Source organism: Serratia sp. NFX21, assembly GCF_048517035.1.
Lineage (GTDB): Bacteria > Pseudomonadota > Gammaproteobacteria > Enterobacterales > Enterobacteriaceae > Serratia > Serratia quinivorans.
The window spans coordinates 2,459,742-2,481,237 of record NZ_CP183196.1; the positions used below are offsets into that span (position 1 = coordinate 2,459,742).

23 protein-coding genes are annotated in these 21,496 nt (G+C 55.5%); 20 read left to right on the top strand and 3 right to left on the bottom strand.

The window, feature by feature from the left end:
* Positions 1-489: 489 nt before the first annotated feature.
* A complete protein-coding gene (gene rluC / locus ACNT1W_RS11585) occupies positions 490-1,452 on the top strand; it encodes a 23S rRNA pseudouridine(955/2504/2580) synthase RluC (RefSeq protein WP_012006324.1) in 963 nt (320 codons plus the stop codon).
* Between the two features lie 7 nt (positions 1,453-1,459).
* On the opposite strand, the gene ACNT1W_RS11590 is transcribed toward rluC, so the two are convergent.
* Complete coding sequence (locus ACNT1W_RS11590) at positions 1,460-2,041, bottom strand: Maf family protein (protein ID WP_156779286.1); 582 nt, start codon at positions 2,039-2,041, stop codon at positions 1,460-1,462.
* A gap of 141 nt (positions 2,042-2,182) precedes the next feature.
* On the opposite strand from ACNT1W_RS11590, the gene yceD reads away from it, so the two are divergent.
* The 14 genes from yceD (at position 2,183) to ptsG (ending at position 14,512) form a co-directional block, all read left to right on the top strand.
* Positions 2,183-2,704, top strand: a complete 522-nt coding sequence (yceD, locus tag ACNT1W_RS11595; protein ID WP_012006326.1) for a 23S rRNA accumulation protein YceD — start codon at positions 2,183-2,185, stop codon at positions 2,702-2,704.
* A 16-nt stretch (positions 2,705-2,720) separates the two neighbouring features.
* Positions 2,721-2,888: a 50S ribosomal protein L32 gene (rpmF, locus tag ACNT1W_RS11600; protein WP_012006327.1), complete on the top strand. Its 168-nt coding sequence runs from the start codon at positions 2,721-2,723 to the stop codon at positions 2,886-2,888.
* Positions 2,889-2,899: 11 nt separating this feature from the next.
* A complete protein-coding gene (gene plsX, locus ACNT1W_RS11605; protein WP_012006328.1) occupies positions 2,900-3,934 on the top strand; it encodes a phosphate acyltransferase PlsX in 1,035 nt (344 codons plus the stop codon).
* Positions 3,935-3,940: 6 nt separating this feature from the next.
* Positions 3,941-4,894: a beta-ketoacyl-ACP synthase III gene (locus tag ACNT1W_RS11610; RefSeq protein ID WP_012006329.1), complete on the top strand. Its 954-nt coding sequence runs from the start codon at positions 3,941-3,943 to the stop codon at positions 4,892-4,894.
* A 17-nt stretch (positions 4,895-4,911) separates the two neighbouring features.
* Positions 4,912-5,841, top strand: coding sequence for an ACP S-malonyltransferase (gene fabD / locus ACNT1W_RS11615; RefSeq protein ID WP_419246793.1), 930 nt, complete (start codon positions 4,912-4,914; stop codon positions 5,839-5,841).
* 11 nt (positions 5,842-5,852) lie between these two features.
* Positions 5,853-6,587 (top strand): 3-oxoacyl-ACP reductase FabG, encoded by a 735-nt coding sequence (gene fabG / locus ACNT1W_RS11620; protein WP_012006331.1) that lies wholly within the window; start codon positions 5,853-5,855, stop codon positions 6,585-6,587.
* Between the two features lie 154 nt (positions 6,588-6,741).
* Entirely contained in the window at positions 6,742-6,978 is a 237-nt protein-coding gene (gene acpP / locus ACNT1W_RS11625) for an acyl carrier protein (RefSeq protein WP_004719003.1), read from the top strand.
* Between the two features lie 81 nt (positions 6,979-7,059).
* Positions 7,060-8,301: a beta-ketoacyl-ACP synthase II gene (fabF, locus tag ACNT1W_RS11630; RefSeq protein ID WP_012006332.1), complete on the top strand. Its 1,242-nt coding sequence runs from the start codon at positions 7,060-7,062 to the stop codon at positions 8,299-8,301.
* A 176-nt stretch (positions 8,302-8,477) separates the two neighbouring features.
* Complete coding sequence (pabC, locus tag ACNT1W_RS11635; protein WP_261098731.1) at positions 8,478-9,275, top strand: aminodeoxychorismate lyase; 798 nt, start codon at positions 8,478-8,480, stop codon at positions 9,273-9,275.
* Positions 9,276-9,288: 13 nt separating this feature from the next.
* On the top strand, positions 9,289-10,314 hold the full coding sequence (gene mltG / locus ACNT1W_RS11640; protein ID WP_017892425.1) for an endolytic transglycosylase MltG: 1,026 nt from the start codon (positions 9,289-9,291) through the stop codon (positions 10,312-10,314).
* Positions 10,304-10,942 carry a dTMP kinase gene (gene tmk, locus ACNT1W_RS11645; RefSeq protein ID WP_112363269.1) on the top strand — a complete coding sequence of 213 codons (639 nt, stop codon included), beginning with the start codon at positions 10,304-10,306 and terminating at the stop codon, positions 10,940-10,942. Before mltG ends, tmk begins: the two co-directional genes overlap by 11 nt.
* Complete coding sequence (gene holB, locus ACNT1W_RS11650) at positions 10,942-11,949, top strand: DNA polymerase III subunit delta' (protein WP_017892427.1); 1,008 nt, start codon at positions 10,942-10,944, stop codon at positions 11,947-11,949. The genes tmk and holB overlap by 1 nt, the downstream gene beginning before the upstream one ends.
* A 14-nt stretch (positions 11,950-11,963) precedes the next feature.
* On the top strand, positions 11,964-12,740 hold the full coding sequence (locus ACNT1W_RS11655; protein WP_419246794.1) for a metal-dependent hydrolase: 777 nt from the start codon (positions 11,964-11,966) through the stop codon (positions 12,738-12,740).
* 338 nt (positions 12,741-13,078) lie between these two features.
* Positions 13,079-14,512, top strand: coding sequence for a PTS glucose transporter subunit IIBC (gene ptsG, locus ACNT1W_RS11660; RefSeq protein WP_012006338.1), 1,434 nt, complete (start codon positions 13,079-13,081; stop codon positions 14,510-14,512).
* A gap of 175 nt (positions 14,513-14,687) precedes the next feature.
* Here the strand turns inward: ptsG and ACNT1W_RS11665 are convergent, their stop codons facing one another.
* Positions 14,688-14,936, bottom strand: coding sequence for an ogr/Delta-like zinc finger family protein (locus ACNT1W_RS11665; RefSeq protein WP_142815512.1), 249 nt, complete (start codon positions 14,934-14,936; stop codon positions 14,688-14,690).
* A 48-nt stretch (positions 14,937-14,984) separates the two neighbouring features.
* Complete coding sequence (locus ACNT1W_RS11670; RefSeq protein ID WP_419246795.1) at positions 14,985-16,136, bottom strand: phage late control D family protein; 1,152 nt, start codon at positions 16,134-16,136, stop codon at positions 14,985-14,987.
* Between the two features lie 152 nt (positions 16,137-16,288).
* Between ACNT1W_RS11670 and ACNT1W_RS11675 the strand changes: the two genes are divergently transcribed.
* The 5 genes from ACNT1W_RS11675 (at position 16,289) to ACNT1W_RS11695 (ending at position 21,489) form a co-directional block, all read left to right on the top strand.
* Complete coding sequence (locus ACNT1W_RS11675; protein WP_419246796.1) at positions 16,289-17,470, top strand: phage tail sheath subtilisin-like domain-containing protein; 1,182 nt, start codon at positions 16,289-16,291, stop codon at positions 17,468-17,470.
* Positions 17,471-17,986: a phage major tail tube protein gene (locus tag ACNT1W_RS11680; RefSeq protein ID WP_419246797.1), complete on the top strand. Its 516-nt coding sequence runs from the start codon at positions 17,471-17,473 to the stop codon at positions 17,984-17,986.
* A gap of 65 nt (positions 17,987-18,051) precedes the next feature.
* On the top strand, positions 18,052-18,351 hold the full coding sequence (locus tag ACNT1W_RS11685) for a phage tail assembly protein (protein ID WP_419246798.1): 300 nt from the start codon (positions 18,052-18,054) through the stop codon (positions 18,349-18,351).
* 41 nt (positions 18,352-18,392) lie between these two features.
* Positions 18,393-18,530 (top strand): GpE family phage tail protein, encoded by a 138-nt coding sequence (locus tag ACNT1W_RS11690; protein WP_255417493.1) that lies wholly within the window; start codon positions 18,393-18,395, stop codon positions 18,528-18,530.
* Positions 18,520-21,489: a phage tail tape measure protein gene (locus ACNT1W_RS11695; RefSeq protein ID WP_419246799.1), complete on the top strand. Its 2,970-nt coding sequence runs from the start codon at positions 18,520-18,522 to the stop codon at positions 21,487-21,489. Before ACNT1W_RS11690 ends, ACNT1W_RS11695 begins: the two co-directional genes overlap by 11 nt.
* Positions 21,490-21,496 lie beyond the last annotated feature (7 nt).

The window sequence follows — 21,496 nt, forward strand, 5'->3', positions numbered from 1 at the left end:
ATTAAAACCGAAAACCCCGTGTCTTCTCGCAAAGCCGTCAACCTCACGGTTGTCGCCTGCATAGGGGCGCATTATCTCGGTAAGCCTGTATTTCTTTGTGAAAAACAGCACTTTTACTAGGGGAATAGCCTCTGATTTACGTCGACAGATCTGATTCCGTTTGCCGGCCAAGCTGCAACCCGCAGCCCGCTAATTGTTTGATTTCACATTACGTCTTACGCCATTGCTGCGTTTTTGTGCCATCAGACAAATTTTATAATTCCACAGTTTTCCCTGTTTAACGAGAATCAACGTGGAAAGTAAACGCATTATTCCACTGCTGATACTGTTATAGCAAGGTGACTTTTCCTTAACTGCGGAAGAAATCGCAAACGTTCAAACCGGCTTGCTGCCTTATTGTCCGCTGAGATTTCGCCTGCAGTCAGAGAGACAGTTAAGCACATAAAAAGAAGTGGCGCTATTTACGCGCTCTATTTAGAATCCTGCCCCATGAAAACGAACATTCCTGCAGTACAACTAATCACGATTTCTGACGATGAAGCCGGTCAGCGAATCGACAACTTTCTACTTGCCCGCTTAAAAGGCGTGCCGAAGAGCATGATTTATCGCATCGTGCGCAAGGGCGAGGTGCGCGTTAATAAAGGACGCATCAAGGCGGAATACAAGCTGGCGCCCGGTGATGTGGTGCGTGTGCCGCCAGTGCGTGTTGCTGAGCGTGAAGACGCGCCGGTCTCGGCCAAACTGGATAAAGTGGCCGCGCTGGCCCATTGCATTCTGTATGAAGACGATCACCTGCTGCTGCTGAATAAACCCTCCGGCACTGCGGTGCATGGCGGTAGCGGCCTGAGTTTTGGCGTCATCGAAGCTCTGCGTGCGTTGCGCCCGGAAGCCCGCTTCCTGGAGTTGGTTCACCGTTTGGACCGCGATACCTCGGGCGTACTGCTGGTGGCGAAAAAGCGTTCTGCGCTGCGCTCCTTGCATGAGCAACTGCGCTTGAAAGGGATGCAGAAGGATTATTTGGCACTGGTGCGCGGTGAGTGGCAGTCGCATTGCAAAGCGGTGCAGGCACCGTTGCTGAAAAACATTCTGCAGAGCGGTGAACGCATCGTGCGTGTCAGCAGCGAAGGCAAGCCGTCGGAAACTCGCTTTAAGGTGGAAGAGCGTTTTGAGCATGCGACGCTGGTCAAGGCCAGCCCGATCACCGGGCGTACTCACCAGATCCGCGTTCACGCGCTGCACGCCGGGCATCCAATAGCCTTTGACGATCGTTATGGCGATCGTGAGTTCGATCGCCAATTGGCGGGGACCGGGCTTAAACGTTTGTTCCTGCATGCAGCGGCATTGCGTTTTGAACATCCGGGCACCGGCGAAACCATGCGTATCGAAGCCCCGATGGACGCAGAATTGCGCCACTGCCTGCAGGTATTGCGCAAGCAGTCCAAACAGCAGTAAACCCTATTTATCCCAGCGGGTTGATGCCTTCAGCCCGCAGCATCTCCAGCAGTGCGATCAGCGGCAGGCCGATCAACGCATTCGGATCCCGTCCCTCCAGTTTGTCGAACAGCGCGATGCCCAAACCTTCACTTTTAAAGCTGCCTGCGCAGTTGAGCGGTTGCTCAAGGCGGATATAGGCGGCGATTTCAGCGTCACTCAGCGCACGGAAGTGCACGTGGAAGGGTTCGCAAAGCACCTGCAGGTGTTGGCTATGGCTGTTGTATAACGCCAGGCCGGTATAAAAGGTGACCCTTTGGCCGCTGGCCTGGCGTAATTGCGCGCGGGCATTTTCTGCGGTGTGTGGTTTTCCGGTGATTTTACCGTCGATCACGCAGACCTGATCGGAGCCGATAATCAGGTGGTCGGGGTAGGCGGCGGCCAATGCCTGGGCTTTTGCCGTTGCCAATCGCAGCACCAGCGCTTCGGCGCTTTCCCCGGCCAGTGGGGCTTCATCGACCTGGGGAGCATCACAAATAAAAGGCAGATGCAGTTTTTCCAATAGCATCTTGCGGTAGGTCGAGGTGGAGGCAAGCAGGAGTCTTTGCATAATTTTTTTCGTAAACCGTAGCGTAAATAGAGTAGGCATTTTAAACTGTCCGCCGCTGAGGAAGCGAATATTGGTGAAAGGTGCCGTTTTACGGCCTTTTTCTTTGACTCTAAGTCGTTACAAAGTTAATATGCGCGCCCTATGCAAAAGGTAAAATTACCCTTGACCATTGATGCGGTACGTACCGCTCAGAAACGCCTGGACTATGTTGGTTCCTATGCGCCTGAGCAGGTTACACGTGTCGCCGCCTCTGTGGTCAGTGTGGACAGTGATGTTGAGGTCTCGTTATCCTTTGATATTGATAACCAGCGCCTCGCGGTGATAACAGGGCATGCGGACGTCCAGGTAATGCTGATGTGCCAACGCTGTGGAGTTCCGTTTGAACATCATGTTCACACAACATATTGTTTTAGCCCGGTCGTCAATGATGAGCAGGCTGAGGCATTACCGGGAGCGTACGAGCCGATCGAAGTCGATGAGTTTGGCGAAGTCGATCTGCTGGCAATGATTGAAGACGAAATTATTCTTTCACTGCCTGTCGTCCCGGTACATGAATCTGAACACTGTGAAGTGTCCGAAGCGGATATGGTGTTTGGCAAACTGCCTGAAGAGGCGGAGAAACCAAATCCATTTGCCGTATTAGCCAGTTTAAAGCGTAAGTAATCAAGGAGTAAGGTCCATGGCCGTACAACAAAATAAACCAACCCGTTCCAAGCGTGGCATGCGTCGTTCACACGATGCTCTGACCACCGCCACTTTGTCTGTTGATAAAGCATCTGGCGAGACTCACCTGCGTCACCATATCACTGCCGACGGTTTCTACCGCGGTCGCAAGGTTATCGGCTAAGTAGCGATACCTTGACTCGTCTAACCCTGGCGTTAGATGCAATGGGCGGGGACTTCGGTCCCTGCGTCACAGTGCCTGCTTCATTGCAGGCACTGGCCTCTAATTTACAGCTTCATCTTCTGCTGGTCGGCAATCCCGACACCCTCTCTCCCTTACTTGCCAAAGCCGATCCGGTTCTTCTGGAACGTTTGCAAGTTGTGCCCGCTGAATCTGTGATAGCCGGCGACGCCAAACCCTCACAAGCGATACGCGCCAGCCGCGGTTCTTCCATGCGCATTGCGCTGGAACTGACTAAAAACGGCGATGCGCAAGGTTGTGTCAGCGCAGGTAATACCGGTGCGTTGATGGGGTTGGCGAAAATGCTGATCAAGCCGCTGGACGGTATTGAACGGCCGGCGCTGATGACGGTGATCCCGAATCAGTTGGGTGGTAAAACTGTGGTGCTGGATCTGGGCGCCAACGTCGAATGCGACAGTACCATGCTGGTGCAGTTCGCGGTGATGGGCGCGGTTATGGCCGAAGAGGTGGTGGGGATTGCGCAACCTCGCGTGGCGCTGCTGAATATTGGTGAAGAAGAAACCAAAGGCCTGGATAATATCCGCGAAGCGGCCGCCGTGCTAAAAAATACTCCGGCAATCAACTATATTGGTTACCTGGAAGGCAACGATCTTCTCACCGGTAAAACCGATGTGTTGGTCTGCGACGGCTTTGTGGGTAACGTCACCCTGAAGACCATGGAAGGGGTGGTAAGAGTATTTTTATCGCTGCTGAAATCATCCGGAGACGGTGGCAAGCAGGCGTGGTGGTTAAAATTGTTGGGCCGTTGGCTGCAAAAACGGGTGGTAAAGCGGTTCGGCCACCTGAACCCCGACCAGTATAATGGCGCATGTCTGTTAGGATTGCGCAGCACCGTAATCAAGAGCCACGGCGCTGCAAACCCACACGCGTTTGCAGTGGCAATCGAACAGGCTGTGCAGGCGGTGCAGCGGCAAGTCCCTGACAGGATTGCTGCGCGCCTTGAAGCTGTATTACCTAAGAGTGACTGATCGTACATGTATACAAAGATTCTCGGTACGGGGAGTTATTTACCCGTACAAGTGCGCACCAACGCTGACCTTGAAAAAATGGTGGATACCTCTGACGAGTGGATCGTCTCACGTACGGGTATCCGTGAACGCCGTATTGCCGCCGCTGATGAAACAGTTGCGACGATGGGTTTCCATGCTGCTGAAAAAGCGCTGGAAATGGCAGGTGTGGCTAAAGAAGACATCGGGCTGATCGTTGTGGCTACCACCACCTCGACCCACGCATTTCCAAGTTCTGCCTGCCAGGTGCAGCAGATGCTGGGCATCAAAGACTGTGCGGCATTCGATCTGGCTGCGGCCTGTGCCGGTTTCACCTATGCGTTGAGCGTCGCCGATCAGTATGTTAAAAACGGCGCGGTGAAGCATGCTCTGGTGATCGGCGCAGACGTGTTGTCACGCACGCTGGATCCGGAAGATCGCGGCACTATCATTCTGTTTGGTGATGGCGCAGGCGCGGTGCTGTTGGGGGCTTCTGAAGAGCCGGGCATTTTGTCGACCCATCTGCACGCCGACGGCAGCTACGGCGGTTTGTTGACCTTGCCGTTCAAGGATCGTCAGGATCAGGACAAGCCGGCCTATGTCACCATGGCGGGTAATGAAGTCTTCAAGGTTGCGGTTACCGAACTGGCTCACATCGTTGATGAAACGCTGCAGGCCAATAATCTGGATCGCAGCGCGCTGGACTGGCTGGTGCCGCACCAGGCCAATTTGCGTATTATCAGCGCGACGGCGAAAAAATTGGGTATGGGGATGGATAAAGTGGTAGTGACGCTCGATCGTCACGGTAACACCTCTGCCGCCTCGGTCCCTGCAGCGCTCGACGAAGCGGTGCGTGATGGGCGGATCCAACGCGGCCAACTGGTGCTGCTGGAAGCCTTTGGCGGCGGCTTTACCTGGGGCTCGGCGCTGGTTCGTTTCTGATATAACAGGAAGAAAAAATGACGCAATTTGCTTTTGTTTTTCCAGGCCAGGGTTCACAGACTCTGGGCATGCTGGCCGATTTGGCCACTCAATATCCGATCGTTGAAGCGACCTTCAGCGAAGCCTCTTCCGTCCTGGGTTACGACCTGTGGCAGCTGGTGCAGCAAGGGCCGGCGGAAGAACTGAATAAAACCTGGCAGACGCAGCCGGTATTGCTGGCCGCTTCCGTAGCCATTTTCCGCGTCTGGCAGCAGCAGGGCGGAAAAACGCCGGCCATTATGGCTGGCCATAGCCTGGGTGAATACTCGGCGCTGGTGTGTGCGGGCGTGCTGGATTTCCAGGCGGCAATCCGTCTGGTTGAGCTGCGCGGCAAACTGATGCAGGAAGCGGTGCCGGAAGGCACAGGCGCGATGTCCGCCATTATCGGCCTGGACAACGCCGCCATCGCCAAGGCTTGTGAAGAGTCTGCCCAGGGGCAGGTTGTTTCACCGGTGAACTTTAACTCACCGGGCCAGGTGGTGATCGCAGGGAATAAAGAAGCGGTTGAACGTGCTGGTGCGGCCTGTAAAGCCGCTGGCGCCAAGCGTGCGTTGCCGTTGCCGGTGAGCGTGCCTTCGCACTGCGCACTGATGAAACCGGCCGCAGACAAGCTGGCTGTGGCGTTGCAGGAGATTACCTTCAACGCACCGCAGGTCCCGGTGGTGAATAACGTCGACGTGAGCACCGAAACCGATCCAGAAGCGATCCGCAGTGCACTGGTGCGCCAGTTGTACAGCCCGGTACGTTGGACCGAAAGCGTAGAGTTTATGGCAGCACAGGGCGTTACCTTGCTGCTAGAGGTTGGTCCGGGTAAAGTTCTGACCGGTCTGACTAAACGTATTGTTGACACCCTGACGGCGGCGGCGGTTAATGACGCAGCCAGCCTGACAGCGGCGCTTGAACAATAAAGAGGAAAACAATGAGCTTCGAAGGTAAAGTTGTTCTGGTCACCGGCGCCAGCCGGGGTATTGGCCGGGCTATTGCAGAAACGTTTGTGGCACGTGGCGCCAAAGTCATCGGCACCGCCACCAGTGAAAGCGGCGCTGAGGCTATCAGCAGCTACCTGGGTGCAAGCGGCAAAGGGTTTGCGTTGAATGTGGTCGATGCTCAATCTATCGACAGCGTTCTGGCATCTATTCGTGCTGAATTTGGCGAAATCGACATTTTAGTGAATAATGCCGGTATTACGCGTGATAACCTCCTGATGCGTATGAAGGACGACGAGTGGCAGGATATCCTGAACACCAATCTGACTTCCGTATTCCGTCTGTCAAAAGCGGTAATGCGAGCTATGATGAAAAAGCGGTTTGGCCGTATCATCACCATCGGTTCCGTAGTTGGTACCATGGGGAACGCAGGGCAGGCTAATTACGCGGCGGCTAAAGCCGGTCTGATTGGTTTTAGCAAGTCTTTGGCACGCGAAGTTGCTTCGCGTGGCATTACGGTCAACGTCGTGGCACCTGGCTTTATTGAGACGGACATGACACGGGCGTTGACAGATGATCAGCGTGCAGGCATTTTGTCATCAGTTCCAGCCAATCGGCTGGGGGATGCTAAAGAAATCGCCAGCGCTGTTGCATTTTTAGCCTCTGATGAGGCTGGCTACATCACCGGTGAAACGTTGCATGTCAATGGCGGCATGTACATGATTTAAAAAATGCGAAAACTATTTGCGTTATTTGGGGTAAAAACCGCAGAATAGCGTAAAATCGTGGTTTGACCAGCCGGGATTTAGTTGCATCTTTTTCAACATTTTATACACTACGAAAACCATCGCGAAAGCGAGTTTTGATAGGAAATTTAAGAGTATGAGCACTATCGAAGAACGCGTTAAGAAAATCATTGTTGAGCAGTTGGGTGTTAAACAGGAAGAAGTTTTAAATAACGCTTCTTTCGTTGAAGATCTGGGTGCTGATTCTCTTGACACCGTTGAGCTGGTAATGGCTCTGGAAGAAGAGTTCGACACAGAGATTCCAGACGAAGAAGCTGAGAAAATCACTACTGTTCAGGCAGCTATTGATTTCATCAACGCCAGCCAGCAGTAAGAGAACATATCTAGGCGGTCACTCGACCGCCTAAGTTTTTTCTATCCCTAGTGTCATATTTTCCCTCCTTGGAGGACAAACGTGTCTAAGCGTCGAGTAGTTGTGACCGGACTGGGCATGTTGTCTCCTGTCGGCAATACGGTAGAGTCCACATGGACAGCTCTTCTTGCCGGTCAGAGTGGCATCAGCCTGATCGACCATTTCGATACCGCAGCCTATGCGACCAAGTTTGCTGGCCTGGTAAAGAATTTTAATTCAGAGGATTTCATCTCACGCAAAGATGCGCGCAAGATGGACGCCTTCATCCAATACGGTATCGCTGCCGGCATGCAAGCCATGCAGGATGCGCAATTGGATATCACCGAGGCTAACGCCAGCCGCATTGGTGCCGCTATCGGCTCCGGCATCGGCGGCCTGGGTTTGATTGAAGAGAACCACAGTTCACTGGTTAACGGTGGCCCACGGAAAATCAGTCCGTTCTTTGTGCCGTCAACCATCGTAAACATGATTGCAGGCCACCTGACCATCATGTACGGCATGCGTGGCCCGAGCATTTCGATCGCCACCGCCTGTACTTCAGGTGTGCATAACATTGGCCATGCTGCGCGTATCATTGCTTACAATGATGCCGACGTCATGCTGGCCGGTGGGGCAGAGAAAGCCAGTACTCCGTTGGGTGTCGGCGGCTTCGGCGCAGCACGCGCGTTGTCGACCCGTAACGAAGATCCTCAAGCGGCCAGCCGCCCATGGGACAAAGACCGTGACGGTTTTGTGCTGGGTGACGGTGCCGGCATGATGGTGCTGGAAGAGTACGAACACGCCAAAAAACGCGGCGCCAAGATTTATGCTGAAGTCGTCGGTTTTGGGATGAGCAGCGATGCTTATCACATGACGTCACCCCCTGAGAATGGTGCGGGCGCAGCGCTGGCGATGGAAAATGCGTTGCTTGATGCTGGTGTGACTACGTCACAAATTGGTTATATCAATGCGCATGGCACTTCAACGCCGGCCGGTGACAAAGCCGAAACGCAGGCGGTGAAGTCGGTATTTGGCAGCGATGCACAGCGCGTGATGGTCAGCTCGACCAAATCGATGACCGGCCACCTGTTGGGTGCCGCAGGTGCGATCGAGTCGATCTTCACCGTATTGGCATTGCGTGACCAGGCCGTTCCGCCAACCATCAACCTGGATAATCCGGATGAAGGTTGCGATTTGGACTTTGTTCCGCATGAAGCTCGCCAGGTGAGTGATATGCAGTACACGCTGTGTAACTCCTTCGGTTTCGGCGGCACCAATGGTTCACTGATCTTCCGCAAGGTGTAATGCCTCTGCTGGCAGACGGTAAAAAAGCCCGGTTTTTTAAACCGGGCTTTTTTTATGGCGCTGACCCGCTACTCGGAAAGCTCTGCTTGTCGACACTGTGGCCAAACGGCAAGCTGCTGCTAACGGCACCCGCGCCTGTTATTCTGTAGTCATACCAACGCGGTCAGGGGGAGTCTATGTACTGGATTAATGGACATCAGCACGATGCGCTAGCGCCAAGCGATCGCGGTTTGCAGTTTGGTGACGGCTGTTTCACTACCGCCCGGGTGATTGAGGGGAAAATAGACCTGCTGCCCTGGCATATCGAGCGGCTGCAGTTGGCAGCGCAACGGCTGATGCTGCCGTCCTGCGACTGGAACGCTTTGGAAGATGAAATGGTGCGCGCAGCAGAATCTATCCCATTGGGCGTGGTCAAAGCGATACTGACACGCGGCAGCGGTGGCAGGGGGTACAGCCCGCAAGGGTGTGAGGCTCCCACACGCATAGTCTCTCGTAGCACCTATCCCATGCACTATTTGCCATGGCGAGAGCAGGGCATCAGCCTGACGCTCAGCCCGGTAGCGCTGGGACGCAATCCCCTGTTGGCTGGGCTAAAGCATTTGAATCGTTTGGAGCAGGTGTTGATCCGCACGCATCTTGACCAGACAACCGCCGACGAGGCGCTGGTGCTTGACACTGCCGGTATGCTGGTGGAATGCTGTGCGGCTAATTTGTTCTGGCGTAAGGGGAAAGCGGTATTTACGCCAGATTTGAGCCAGGCAGGCGTGGCTGGGCTGATGCGTCGCCGGGTTATTGAGCTGCTGGCGGGCAGCGAATACTCGCTGCACTGCGTCAGTGAGCCGCTGGAGACGCTGGCCGATGCCGAAGAAGTGCTGGTGAGCAATGCGTTAATGCCGTTGCTGCCGGTCAATACTGCGCAATCATGGTGTTACCCTTCGCGCCAACTTTATGATTTTTTGCGCCCACACTGTTAACGATGGCTGATTGATGAAGAAAAGAAAGCTGAAGTTCGTTTCTATTATTGTTGTTCTGGTATTGGGCCTGCTGTTTTGGGGCTACCAGAAGGTTGAACGCTTCGCGGATACGCCACTGGCGATCCAGCAGGAAGCCATTTTCAAACTGCCGGCAGGGACCGGTCGTGTAGCCCTGGAGGGGCTGCTGGTGCGGGACAAACTGATCCGCAATGGCCAGTGGTTCCCTTGGTTGCTGCGCCTGGAGCCGGAATTGGCCGAGTTTAAGGCTGGAACCTATCGCTTTACGCCGGGTATGACGGTGCGTCAAATGCTTAAACTGTTGGCCAGCGGTAAAGAAGCCCAATTCAGCGCACGCTTTATTGAAGGTTCCCGCCTGCGGGACTGGCTGCTGGTGCTGCAACAGTCAAAATACCTCAAACATACCCTGGCCGGTAAAAGCGAGGCGGAAATTGCCAAGGCGCTAGGCTTGCCAGAAGGCACCAATCCGGAAGGGCGCCTGTACCCGGATACCTATCTGTATACCGCAGGCATGAGCGATATGGCGCTGTTGAAGCGTGCCCACCTGCGCATGATTAAAGCATTGGAGAGCGCCTGGCAGGGCCGTGAGGCCAGTTTGCCGTACAAAACGCCGGAAGAGTTGCTGACCATGGCCTCAATCATTGAGAAAGAGACTGCGGTCCCGGAGGAACGTACCAAAGTGGCCTCGGTATTCATTAATCGCCTGCGTATTGGCATGCGTTTGCAGACCGACCCGACGGTGATCTACGGCATGGGCGAGGCGTATAATGGCAACATTACACGCAAGGATTTGGAAACGCCGACGCCGTACAACACCTACGTGATCAACGGTTTGCCGCCAACGCCGATTGCCATGCCGAGCCAGGCTTCGCTGGAAGCCGCTGCCAATCCGGCCAAGACGCCTTATTTGTACTTTGTTGCCGACGGTAAGGGCGGGCATCAATTTACCACCAACCTGGCCAGCCATAATCAGGCGGTGCGCGCCTATCGCCAGGCGTTAAAGGAAAAGAATGAAAAGTAAATTCGTGGTTATCGAAGGGCTTGAAGGTGCGGGCAAAACGACCGCACGCGATACCGTAGTCGACGTACTGCGCGAACATGGCATCAACGACATTGCCTTTACCCGTGAACCCGGCGGCACGCCGTTGGCAGAAAAACTGCGCGACCTGTTCAAACGCGGCGTGGAGGGCGAACTGCCGACCATCAAGGCCGAGGTTCTGATGCTGTATGCGGCCCGTGTACAGTTGGTGGAAACGGTGATCAAACCGGCTTTGGCGCGCGGTGCCTGGGTGGTTGGCGATCGGCACGATCTATCTTCTCAAGCCTACCAGGGCGGCGGTCGGGGTGTGGATCAACAACTTATGGCCTCGCTGCGTGACACGGTATTAGGGGAGTTTCGTCCCGATCTGACGCTTTATCTGGATTTGCCGCCGATAGTGGGTCTGCAGCGTGCCCGAGCACGGGGCGAACTGGATCGTATCGAACAGGAAGCATTGCCATTCTTTGAACGTACCCGCGCACGTTATCAGGAGTTGGCGGCGCAAGATGCGTCCATCATCACCGTGGATGCTTCTCAATCGCTTGATCAGGTGACGGCGGCGATTCGTCGTTGCGTCAGCCAATGGTTACAGCAGCAGGAAGGCGCGTAATGAACTGGTACCCGTGGCTGAATACCCCTTACCGCCAGTTGGTCGGGCAATATGCTACCGGGCGCGGTCATCACGCACTGTTATTGCATGCCGCTGCCGGCCATGGTGAGGATGCGCTGGCCTATGGCCTGAGTCGGTGGCTGATCTGCCAACGTCGCAACGGTGAGAAAAGCTGCGGTGAATGCCATAGCTGTCGGTTGATGCTGGCAGGAAATCACCCGGATTATCACGTGCTGACGCCGGAAAAAGGCAAAAGCAGCCTGGGGGTGGAACCCATCCGCCAACTGATTGAGATCCTTTATTCTCATGCGCAGCAGGGCGGTGCCAAGGTGATCTGGCTACCGCAGGCGGAGTTGCTGACCGAGGCTGCCGCCAATGCCCTGTTGAAAACGCTGGAAGAACCGCCGGAAAAAACCTATTTCCTGCTGAGCTGTCGTGAGCCTTCACGCCTGCTGGCGACGCTGCGCAGCCGTTGTTTGTACTGGCATCTCGCCAGTCCGGACGAACAGCTCAGTCTGCAATGGCTGAATCGGCAGACGCCGGGTAATCAGATCGATCTCCTGACCGCCTTGCGCTTGCATGACGGCGCACCCTTGGCCGCAGAGCAATTGCTCCAGCCGGAACGTTGGCAACAACGTAGCGCGCTGTGCGCGGCCCTGAGTGCCGCTTTGCCGCAGCACGACATGTTGTCGCTGCTGCCGGTATTGAATCACGAAGACGTCGCTGAGCGGCTACACTGGCTATGTTCGTTGTTGATGGACGCCATGAAGTGGCAGCAGGGTGCTGCCGGCTTTGTTCTGAACCAGGATCAGCAACCGCTGGTGCACCAGCTGGCCAGCCGCCTGAGCAGCACGTCGCTGCAGCAAGCCGTGCAGCAATGGCTGCATTGTCGCCATCAGTTGCTTAGCGTCGTCGGCGTTAACCGCGAACTGCTGCTGACCGAACAGTTACTTGGCTGGGAGCAGTTGCTCGGCGCTACCGGCTATTCCCACCCTCATTCGCTGTAAAAGAGTTAAATATTATGTTGTTAGTAGATTCTCATTGTCACCTCGACGGCCTGGATTACCAAACTCTGCATCAAAATGTGGATGATGCCTTGGCGAAGGCCAAGGCGCGCGATGTCGGTTACGTGCTGGCGGTGGCCACCACTTTGCCGGGCTATCAGGCGATGACGCAATTGATTGGCCAACGCGATGACGTGGCCTTCTCCTGCGGGGTGCATCCGCTCAATCTGGAGGGGGGCTACGACTACGCTGAGCTGCGCCGTTTGGCGGCAGCAGAGCAGGTGGTGGCACTGGGTGAAACCGGGCTGGACTACTTCTATCAGAAAGACAATCTTGAGCTGCAGCAAGCGTCGTTCCGTGAACATATTCATATCGGCCGAGATCTGAACAAGCCGGTGATCGTGCATACCCGAGATGCACGGGAAGACACACTGGCTATTCTGCGTGAAGAAAATGCCCAGGACTGTGGCGGAGTATTGCACTGCTTCACCGAAGATTGCGCTACCGCAGAGGCGTTGCTGGATCTGGGGTTCTACATTTCTTTCTCAGGCATCCTGACCTTCCGCAATGCAGAGCAACTGCGTGAAGTGGCGCGCTATGTGCCACTGGATCGTATTCTGGTGGAAACCGACTCGCCGTATCTGGCTCCGGTGCCGCATCGCGGCAAAGAAAACCAACCTGCCTATGTGCGCGATGTGGCTGAATACATGGCGGTATTGAAGGGCGTGAGCCTGGAAACGCTGGCTGAAGCCACCACCGCCAACTTTTCACGCTTATTTCACATCGAACTCTAATCTTTGGCCTAGGCTATAGCTGTGGTTAACGAAATCTGAATTCTTTTTAAGCTCGTAATTAATCGCCGAAACGGGTAATGTTCCCACCCGTTTTTCGGGCGAGGTGCGGGCGTTTATTGCTCATTTTTAACAAAAAATGGGCGATGTAAGAAAAATACCCGGTTTTGTTCATCGAAACGTGACTGTCATCAAACATTGCGCAGCCTATTTATTTTACTCTGCGTAATAATTCAAGGGGTGCTCAGACACCCTGAATTGCAGGGGTTTTTCTCCCCCCCTTGCAACGCGAAGAATCGCGAAAAGTAGCAAAGCACTATTACTCAGGAGCACACTCAACTATGTTCAAGAACGCATTTGCAAACCTGCAAAAAGTAGGTAAGTCGCTAATGCTGCCGGTATCCGTATTGCCTATCGCAGGTATCCTGCTGGGCGTCGGTTCCGCCAACTTTAGCTGGCTACCCGCGGTAGTCTCACACGTGATGGCGGAAGCCGGCGGTTCCGTTTTCGCCAACATGCCGCTGATTTTTGCCATCGGTGTTGCCCTGGGCTTCACCAATAACGACGGTGTCTCCGCGTTAGCTGCGGTAGTGGCTTACGGCATCATGGTGAAAACCATGGCGGTGGTTGCACCGCTGGTGCTGCACCTGCCGGCTGAAGAAATTGCGGCCAAACACCTGGCGGATACCGGCGTACTCGGGGGGATTATCTCCGGCTCCATCGCTGCCTATATGTTTAACCGTTTCTTCCGCATTCAGTTGCCGGAATATCTGGGCTTCTTTGCCGGTAAGCGCTTTGTGCCAATTATCTCCGGCCTGGCGGCAATCGTTCTGGGCGTAGTGCTTTCCTTTATCTGGCCTCCAATCGGTACGGCTATCCAGACCTTCTCCCAGTGGGCGGCTTATCAGAACCCGGTAGTGGCGTTTGGTATCTACGGCGTGGTTGAACGTGCGCTGGTGCCGTTCGGTCTGCACCATATCTGGAACGTGCCGTTCCAAATGCAGATTGGTGAATACACCAACGCAGCAGGTCAGGTGTTCCACGGCGATATTCCACGTTATATGGCGGGTGACCCAACTGCGGGTAAACTGTCCGGTGGCTTCCTGTTCAAAATGTACGGTCTGCCTGCTGCTGCGATTGCCATCTGGCACTCAGCCAAGCCGGAAAACCGCGCTAAAGTCGGCGGTATCATGATCTCCGCTGCGCTGACTTCGTTCCTGACCGGTATCACCGAACCGATCGAGTTCTCCTTCATGTTCGTTGCGCCGATCCTGTACGCAATCCATGCCATTCTGGCTGGCCTGGCGTTCCCGATCTGTATCCTGTTGGGGATGCGTGACGGCACCAGCTTCTCACACGGTCTGATCGACTTTATCGTCCTGAGCGGCAACAGCAGCAAAATCTGGCTGTTCCCAATCGTCGGTATCATCTACGGTCTGGTGTACTACACCATCTTCCGCGTGCTGATTGCCAAGCTGGATCTGAAAACCCCAGGGCGTGAAGACACAGCCTCTGAGCAGGTTACTCAGGGCGGTTCTGAAATGTCTGCGGCGCTGGTACAGGCCTTTGGCGGTAAAGACAACATCACCAACCTGGATGCCTGCATCACCCGTCTGCGCGTTAGCGTGGCGGACGTGAGCAAGGTTGACCAGGCTGGCCTGAAAAAACTGGGTGCTGCCGGCGTCGTTGTCGCAGGCTCGGGCGTTCAGGCTATCTTTGGTACCAAATCTGACAACCTGAAAACGGATATGGACGAATACATCCGTAATCATTAATTCAGGCAGGGGAGTTTTGAGGGAGGCGATAGCCTCCCTTTTTTATTGGTTTTTATATTGATTTATAAGTGTTTTTTATTTTATGTGACCACATTAAGGCCGCGGTTCTAATGTTGATGTCTCTAACAGTGTGAAAATAGGCATTAAAAAACCCCGCGCGGTGGCGGGGCCGTATTCACAACGACAGGTTGAGCTGGTCGCGCCCATAGTGGGAAGTTGGGAAGGCGTCTTGCGGGATAAAGTCGGGGGGCAACACTTCGCACTGACTGCGCTTGGTTACCAATTTTTCAACGCTGTTTAGCGTTGTGAATGTGATGCTACATTCGAAATTCTGACACTGATGATATTGCCGTATCGTCATTTCACTGAGACGGCGACTGGTACGCGTGCGAGCGACGGCACCGCAGATCGGGCAAACAAACATGATGGCCTCCCATGGCGGGAGTTGAACTCCCTGACATTATGGCCGTCACTATCCACTTTCTGCAATCCATTCGGGTATTTTTGCCTCAAATTCAAGCCGGGTGGTAAAGCCGTTTCCATCAATAGAATGGCTTGCCCTGGCTATAATCCAGTCCTGCTTATCGATATCCGTTTTAAATCCGGTAACGGTGCCGTGCATTTCCGGGTATAAATCGGCGCGGCCATAAGCCAACGTGAGGGTAAACTCAGCAGCGCCGCGTTTTAGCTGTTGCCACTTTGCAGCGGCGGCGCGTTTCGCGGCCATTTCGTTATTGTAGGTTTTGCGCAGCACATAAACATTACCGTCTTCACCGTCAAGATAATCACCTTCCCGGTTGCTGCTGCGTTCCACTTTCTTTTTCTCAGATTTGCGCTTTTTTACCGTGACTTTTTTCTTCTTCCCAAACTCCAGATCCAGCCAATAAGCACGCACCCCCGTATAAGCGTCTCGGTCTGCGATACGGAAAGAATGTCGATCGCCGCTACTGCGGGTGATGGCGAACGAGGGTAGTGCTTCACCTGATGCGCTGACGCCGCCGCCGGGCAGGATAAACAGCAGGCTGCCGTTCTTCACTGTGGCGATGGCACCCAGCATTTCAGCCATGCGCGTCAGGAAGGACATATCACTTTCTTGCGTCTGGTCGGCGTGGTCTATCTCCAGCCCCATCAGCTGTTCGGAAATAATAGCCTTCAGGCTGTAGCGCCGGGCAATGGCGGACACAACTCGCTCAACGGTAACGTCGTGCCAGGACACCTCACGCTTTACGTTAAACTCATCGCGAAAATCTGCACTGCGAGCGGTGATCGTCATTGTGTCCGGCGGTCCGGAGTGCGCCACTTCGTCAACAATGAAAACGCCTTTGTAGACAAGCGCCTCACCGCGCCAGCCCAACGATGCGGAGAGTTCTGCACCCCGGGGCGGCAGTTGTAGCTGACCGTCGCTGTCATCCACGGTGATCGTTAATTCATCTGCCTCAAAGCCGCGGTTGTCTGTCATCTCCAGTGACATTATCCGTTCATCCAATACGGCCAACGCCTTGCCGCCCAGCAATACGCCGAATGCCGGCACACGGGACAGTTCCGCCTGGTAATCCTTAATCGCGCCCGTTCCTTTATCCAGTAGCCATTTTGCCTTGTCGATCGAGTCTGTCATCAGTGCCATGGTTCACCCCTCTGGCGCCGATGGTTTCATGCGCGCGCGATGGGGAAAACCGCGCGTTGTTGTCGCTGATGCATGACAACCGGCGCTGCGTGTCGAGCGAGTATTTTTCGGCGAATATCACCATGAACTCACAAGCATGATGGCGGTACAGTATGACCGACAATTTTTTCCACGGGGCGCGCGTCAAGGAGAACACCGACCTGCAAACCGCGATCAACGACGTTGACTCAACGGTCATCGGTCTAGTTGCGGTGGCGGACGATGCTGACGCTACCACTTTCCCCTTAAACACTCCGGTTTTGATTACGCGGGTTATCAGCGTACTCGGCAAGGCGGGCAAAACCGGCTCCCTGTACAAATCACTGAAGGCCATTTCCGACCAGGTCAGCACCCGGGTGATCGTGGTGCGCGTGGCTGCGGCTGGCACCGGCGAAGGCGCGCCGACGCAATCCCAGCTGATTATCGGTGGCTCCCAGGCGGACGGCTGCTATACCGGCATGTTCGCGTTGTTGACCGCTGAGCAGAAAGTGGGCTACCGCCCGCGCATTCTCGGCGTGCCGATGTATGACACTCAGGAGGTCACCGCTCAACTGCGTGTGATCGCCAAGCAGCTGCGGGCATTCTCTTACAGCTATTGCGACAGCTGCGAGACGATCGTCGAGGCAAAAGCTTATCGCGAGCAGTTCGCTGAGCGTGAAGGCATGCTGCTCTGGCCGAACTTCATTGCCTATAACCAGCAGTCCGGCGAAAACGAAGAGTTTCCGTCCGTAGCCTATGCGCTGGGGCTCAGGGCGAAGATCGACAACGAACAGGGCTGGCATAAATCGCTTTCCAACGTGGCAGTCAGTAATGTGCTCGGCATTTCCAAAGATGTGTTTTGGGCGCTGCAGGCGGAAGACTCAGACGCCAACGAGTTGAATGCCAACGAGGTCACCACGCTGATTAAGCGTGACGGCTTCCGATTCTGGGGCAACCGCACCACGGACACGGAAAATTACATTTTTGAGGTGTACACCCGTACCGCGCAGATCCTGGCTGACACTATTGCGGAAGCGCAGTTCACCACGGTGGATACCCCGCTAACGCCGGCCAACGTCAAAGATGTGGTCAGCGGTATTGACGCCAAGCTGCAAGGATTGGTCACCGCCGGCAAACTGATTGGCGCCGCGTGCTGGTTCGATATCGTGGATAACCCAAAAACGGGCATTCGTCAGGGTAAGGCGGTGGTGCGTTACAACTACAGCCCGGTGCCGCCGCTGGAAGATTTGACCATGATCCAGACCTTCACCGATCAATATTACGAAGCGGCCTTTGCGTCGCTGGGAGGGGCATAAGTGGCTATCCCTAAGAAACTTCGGCTGTTTACGGTGTTTATCGATGGCGCCAATCACATCGGCAAAGTTCCCAGCGTCACCTTGCCAAAGATCACCCGCAAAACTGAAGATTATCAGGGCGGCGGGATGCTGGGGGCGGTCGCGGTTGATCTCGGCCTGGATGGCGGCGCCCTGGATGCTTCCATGGTGGTCGGTGGTGTTGTTGAGGAACTGATCCTGAAGTACGGCGGCGATATTGACGAAATGCGCTTGCGCTTTGTGGGCGAAATCTACAGCGGCGGCACCAGTTCGCTGATGGAAGTCGAGATGCGCGGCCGTATCACCGAAATCGACCCGGGTGAAGCCAAGCAGGGCGACGACACCAACCATACCTATGCCATCAAAAACACCTATTACAAGCTGTCGGTGGATGACAAGGCGCTGCTGGAAATTGACCTGCTGAACTTTATCTATAAGCGCAACGGGAAAAATCTGTACCCGGACCGCATCACTTCAGCGCTTGGTATGGGCAGCTGATCGCGCTGTTTTAACCCTCAACTCATGTTTACGGCGGTACTGGTTACCGCCTGGAGAATTTTACAATGGCAGTTACTCTCACTACCCCAATTAAGCGCGGCAGTAATGAAATCAGCAGCGTCACCATCACTGATACCATCAAGCAGGCGGGCTCACTGCGTGGCCTGCGCCTGGTCGACGTGCTCAACTTCGATTATGACGCGATTTCTACGCTGCTCACCCGGGTGACTTCACCTGCATTGACCTCACTGGAAATTTCCACGCTGGATACCGGCGATTTTGTTTCGTTCATCGAAGAGCTGACGCCTTTTTTGACCAAAGCGGCGCCGTCCGTACCGAACTCAGCGGAGACGGGGAGCAAGTAAGGCAGCCCCTTTTTATCAGCGTTGAGGAACTCATTGCTGATATTGCTGTTGTTTTCCACTGGCCGCCCTCCGAGATGTACGGCATGGAGCTGCGCGAGCTGATGGCCTGGCGCCAGCGCGCCGCCATCCGTAGCGGCAACCATGACGATGAAGACGAAGAGGACGATCATGGATCTTAGTATTCGCGTCGCGTTCAGCGCGATCGACAAACTCACCCGCCCGGTTAAAGCCGCTAGCAAAGCTGTTAGCGGCCTTTCTGACTCTCTCAAGAAAACCCAAAGCGCCGTCAAAGACCTGGATAAACAGGCTGCCAGCTTCGACCGGTTACGCACGCAGGCCAATGACACGGCACAGAAGATTAACCGTGCGAAACGTGAATTTAACGGGCTGAATCAAGTTGTGCGTGAGGGGGGGCAACTGACCGACGCCCAAGCGGTGCACCTGGAAACCCTGCGCGGCAAACTCTCACGATTGACGCAAACTTATAGCCTACAGACCGCAAAACTGCGCGAAGCCTCCCAGGCTGTGCGGCAGCATGGCGTCAATCTGTCGGCCGGCAGCGGCGCGGTGCAAAGTGCCATCCGGCGAACGGCACAATATAACCAGCAACTGGAGCGGGAACGGCGCCAATTGGCTGCGGTCACCCAGGCGCAAGCCGGTTACACCCGTGCCAAAGACACCGCCGGCAAACTGCGCGGTTCTGGCATGGGAATGGCTGTAGGCGCCGCAGCGGCTGGGTACGCCGGCGGCCGCTTCCTGGCTCCTGCCGTTGGGTTCGATGCCGAAATGTCGCGCGTTCAGGCGCTGACACGGCTTGATAAAAACTCTTCACAGTTGGGTGACCTACGCGCCCAAGCGAAAAAACTCGGTGCCGAAACCGCCTTCACCACCCGCGACGCCGCCAGCGGACAGGCATTCCTTGCAATGGCCGGCTTTACGCCACAGGCGATCCAGGCCGCACTGCCTGGCGTGCTCAATATGGCGCTGGCCGGCGGCATGGATCTCGGCGAATCCGCAGATATCAGCTCAAACATCCTGTCTCAGTTCCGTCTCGACCCGAAGGAAATGGATCGCGTCAGCGACGTGTTGACGGGGGCATTCACCCGTACCAACACCGACCTGCAGAACATCGGTGAGGCGATGAAGTACGCCGGTACGGGGTTGTCTAACCTTGGCGTCAGCGTTGAACAAACGACGGCGATGATTGGCGTGATGGCTAACGTTGGCTTGCGGGGAAGTATCGCCGGTACAGGTTTGCAAACTACGTTCTCCCGCCTGGCGGCGCCAACAGGGAAAGCTAAAGCGGCGCTGAAAGAACTGGGCGTTACCGTGGCCGATGCCACCGGCAAGATGCGCCCGGCCGAAGTTGTTCTTTCCGACCTCTACAAAAAGATTAAGAAATACGGCGACACCGATCAGTTGTATTTTTTCAAGGATATTGCCGGTGAGGAGGCCGCAAAGGCATTCCAGTCGCTGGTACTGTCTGCCGGCAGTGGCGAATTGCAGAAGCTGCTGAGTGATTTGAAGAAGGCTCAGGGGGAAGCATTGAAAGCCGCCAAGGTGATGGCTGATAACCTCGGTGGTGACCTGAAAGAACTGGACTCAGCGTGGGAAGGTTTCCGTATTCAGGTAGAGGAAACCGCCGACGGGCCTCTGCGCAAGCTGACGCAAGGATTGAGTGAGACGATTAATACTGCGAGTGAGTGGGTGAAATTAAACCCGCGTTTAGCGCAATCAATTCTGTTAGTTGCTGGCGCTCTCACTGCCTTGGTTGCGTCGCTGGGGATCGCCAGCCTCGCCACCGGCTTGTTGATTGGGCCCCTGGCTAAGCTGCGGCTGGGCTTTACTTTGCTGACGGGTGGGCGCGGGGTGGTGGGAACCATTGCCGCGTTGCGTGGTTTTGTTGGCGTAGGTGGCAATGCCATGGCGAGGGTGAGCGGCTGGTCGCGCATATTGGCGTCACTGTCTGGCGGTTTCCGTGGGCTGTTTAGTTCGCTGGTGCCGTTGCGCGGAATGTTGATGGGCGTTTTCATGTCGCCATCGGCTGCCCTGGGCTCGTTGGTGCGTGGGGTGGTCGGGCTGGCGTTACGGCTGACGGGGCTGTCTACGCTGTGGGGCGTCATAACCGGTGCTATCTCGGCGCTGGCTGCGGCATTGTCTTTTCTGCTAAGCCCGATCGGGCTGATTGGTGCGGCCTTTGTCGCGGCCGGCGTGCTTATCTGGCGCTATTGGGAGCCGATTAAGGCGTTCTTTGTCGGCTTCGGTGCCGGTGTTATGCAGGCGCTGGCGCCTCTGCGTGATGCGTTTGCCCGCATTGCTCCAATTTTCGGCGTGATTGGCGACGCCATTGGTCGTGTGTGGGACTGGTTTACCAAACTGCTGTCACCGATGCAGACCAGCAAAGAGACGCTGGATAAGTGCGCCAGCGCCGGTGAAACGTTTGGTCGCGTGTTTGGTACCGCGTTGCAGGTGCTGCTGTACCCACTGTCAAAACTGATGGATGGTGTGGGCTGGTTGCTGGAGAAAATGGGCCTGATCCCGGATGGCATCGAACTGGCACGGCGCAAGGCTGAAGAACTGCGTAACCAGCCGGCCATGTGGGAATGGGACCCGCAGCAGAAAAAAATGGTTAAGAAGGGGTGGAATTGGGCAGGCCCCGGACTGCCAACGGGGTCGGCTACTGTCGATTCTAAGCTGGGTGGTACGCCGCCGCCGGTGCTTACCGGCGACACCGGCACGCAGCGCCGGCTGAGTGAGATTGCCGGCAGTACCAAGGCCACCGCGGACAATACCAAAGCCGTCACTAAACGTATTGGTCCGGGGGATATCATCTTTAAAAACCTCCCTCGCGCGCTGGCGCTGCGTGGCGCGTACCAAGAGGCGCGCGTCATGCCGCAGCCTGTACCGCGTGTTGCTGCGGCTGGTAGTGGTGTGCTCTCGGTTCCGTCTGCAACGCAGCCGGCCGCTATGTCGCCGGTATCTGCACCTGGTGGCGGGGCGCCCATCTTCCAGTTGAATTTTAACGATGTGGGCAAGCGTTCGGATCAGGAGCTGGAACGGATGGTGCGTAATGCCGTGCGTGATGCCATGGCCAGCACAGCCAGAGGTAACCGCGGGTCATTCCGCGATCGAGATTAACGGAGGT

Bases quoted from the DNA above. Each gene is read 5' to 3' on its own strand.
- rluC (WP_012006324.1), top strand. From the start codon at position 490: ATGAAAACGAACATTCCTGCAGTACAACTAATCACGATTTCTGACGAT.
- ACNT1W_RS11590 (WP_156779286.1), bottom strand. From the start codon at position 2,041: ATGCAAAGACTCCTGCTTGCCTCCACCTCGACCTACCGCAAGATGCTA.
- yceD (WP_012006326.1), top strand. From the start codon at position 2,183: ATGCAAAAGGTAAAATTACCCTTGACCATTGATGCGGTACGTACCGCT.
- rpmF (WP_012006327.1), top strand. From the start codon at position 2,721: ATGGCCGTACAACAAAATAAACCAACCCGTTCCAAGCGTGGCATGCGT.
- ACNT1W_RS11610 (WP_012006329.1), top strand. From the start codon at position 3,941: ATGTATACAAAGATTCTCGGTACGGGGAGTTATTTACCCGTACAAGTG.
- fabD (WP_419246793.1), top strand. From the start codon at position 4,912: ATGACGCAATTTGCTTTTGTTTTTCCAGGCCAGGGTTCACAGACTCTG.
- fabG (WP_012006331.1), top strand. From the start codon at position 5,853: ATGAGCTTCGAAGGTAAAGTTGTTCTGGTCACCGGCGCCAGCCGGGGT.
- acpP (WP_004719003.1), top strand. From the start codon at position 6,742: ATGAGCACTATCGAAGAACGCGTTAAGAAAATCATTGTTGAGCAGTTG.
- pabC (WP_261098731.1), top strand. From the start codon at position 8,478: ATGTACTGGATTAATGGACATCAGCACGATGCGCTAGCGCCAAGCGAT.
- mltG (WP_017892425.1), top strand. From the start codon at position 9,289: ATGAAGAAAAGAAAGCTGAAGTTCGTTTCTATTATTGTTGTTCTGGTA.
- tmk (WP_112363269.1), top strand. From the start codon at position 10,304: ATGAAAAGTAAATTCGTGGTTATCGAAGGGCTTGAAGGTGCGGGCAAA.
- holB (WP_017892427.1), top strand. From the start codon at position 10,942: ATGAACTGGTACCCGTGGCTGAATACCCCTTACCGCCAGTTGGTCGGG.
- ACNT1W_RS11655 (WP_419246794.1), top strand. From the start codon at position 11,964: ATGTTGTTAGTAGATTCTCATTGTCACCTCGACGGCCTGGATTACCAA.
- ptsG (WP_012006338.1), top strand. From the start codon at position 13,079: ATGTTCAAGAACGCATTTGCAAACCTGCAAAAAGTAGGTAAGTCGCTA.
- ACNT1W_RS11665 (WP_142815512.1), bottom strand. From the start codon at position 14,936: ATGTTTGTTTGCCCGATCTGCGGTGCCGTCGCTCGCACGCGTACCAGT.
- ACNT1W_RS11670 (WP_419246795.1), bottom strand. From the start codon at position 16,136: ATGGCACTGATGACAGACTCGATCGACAAGGCAAAATGGCTACTGGAT.
- ACNT1W_RS11675 (WP_419246796.1), top strand. From the start codon at position 16,289: ATGACCGACAATTTTTTCCACGGGGCGCGCGTCAAGGAGAACACCGAC.
- ACNT1W_RS11685 (WP_419246798.1), top strand. From the start codon at position 18,052: ATGGCAGTTACTCTCACTACCCCAATTAAGCGCGGCAGTAATGAAATC.
- ACNT1W_RS11695 (WP_419246799.1), top strand. From the start codon at position 18,520: ATGGATCTTAGTATTCGCGTCGCGTTCAGCGCGATCGACAAACTCACC.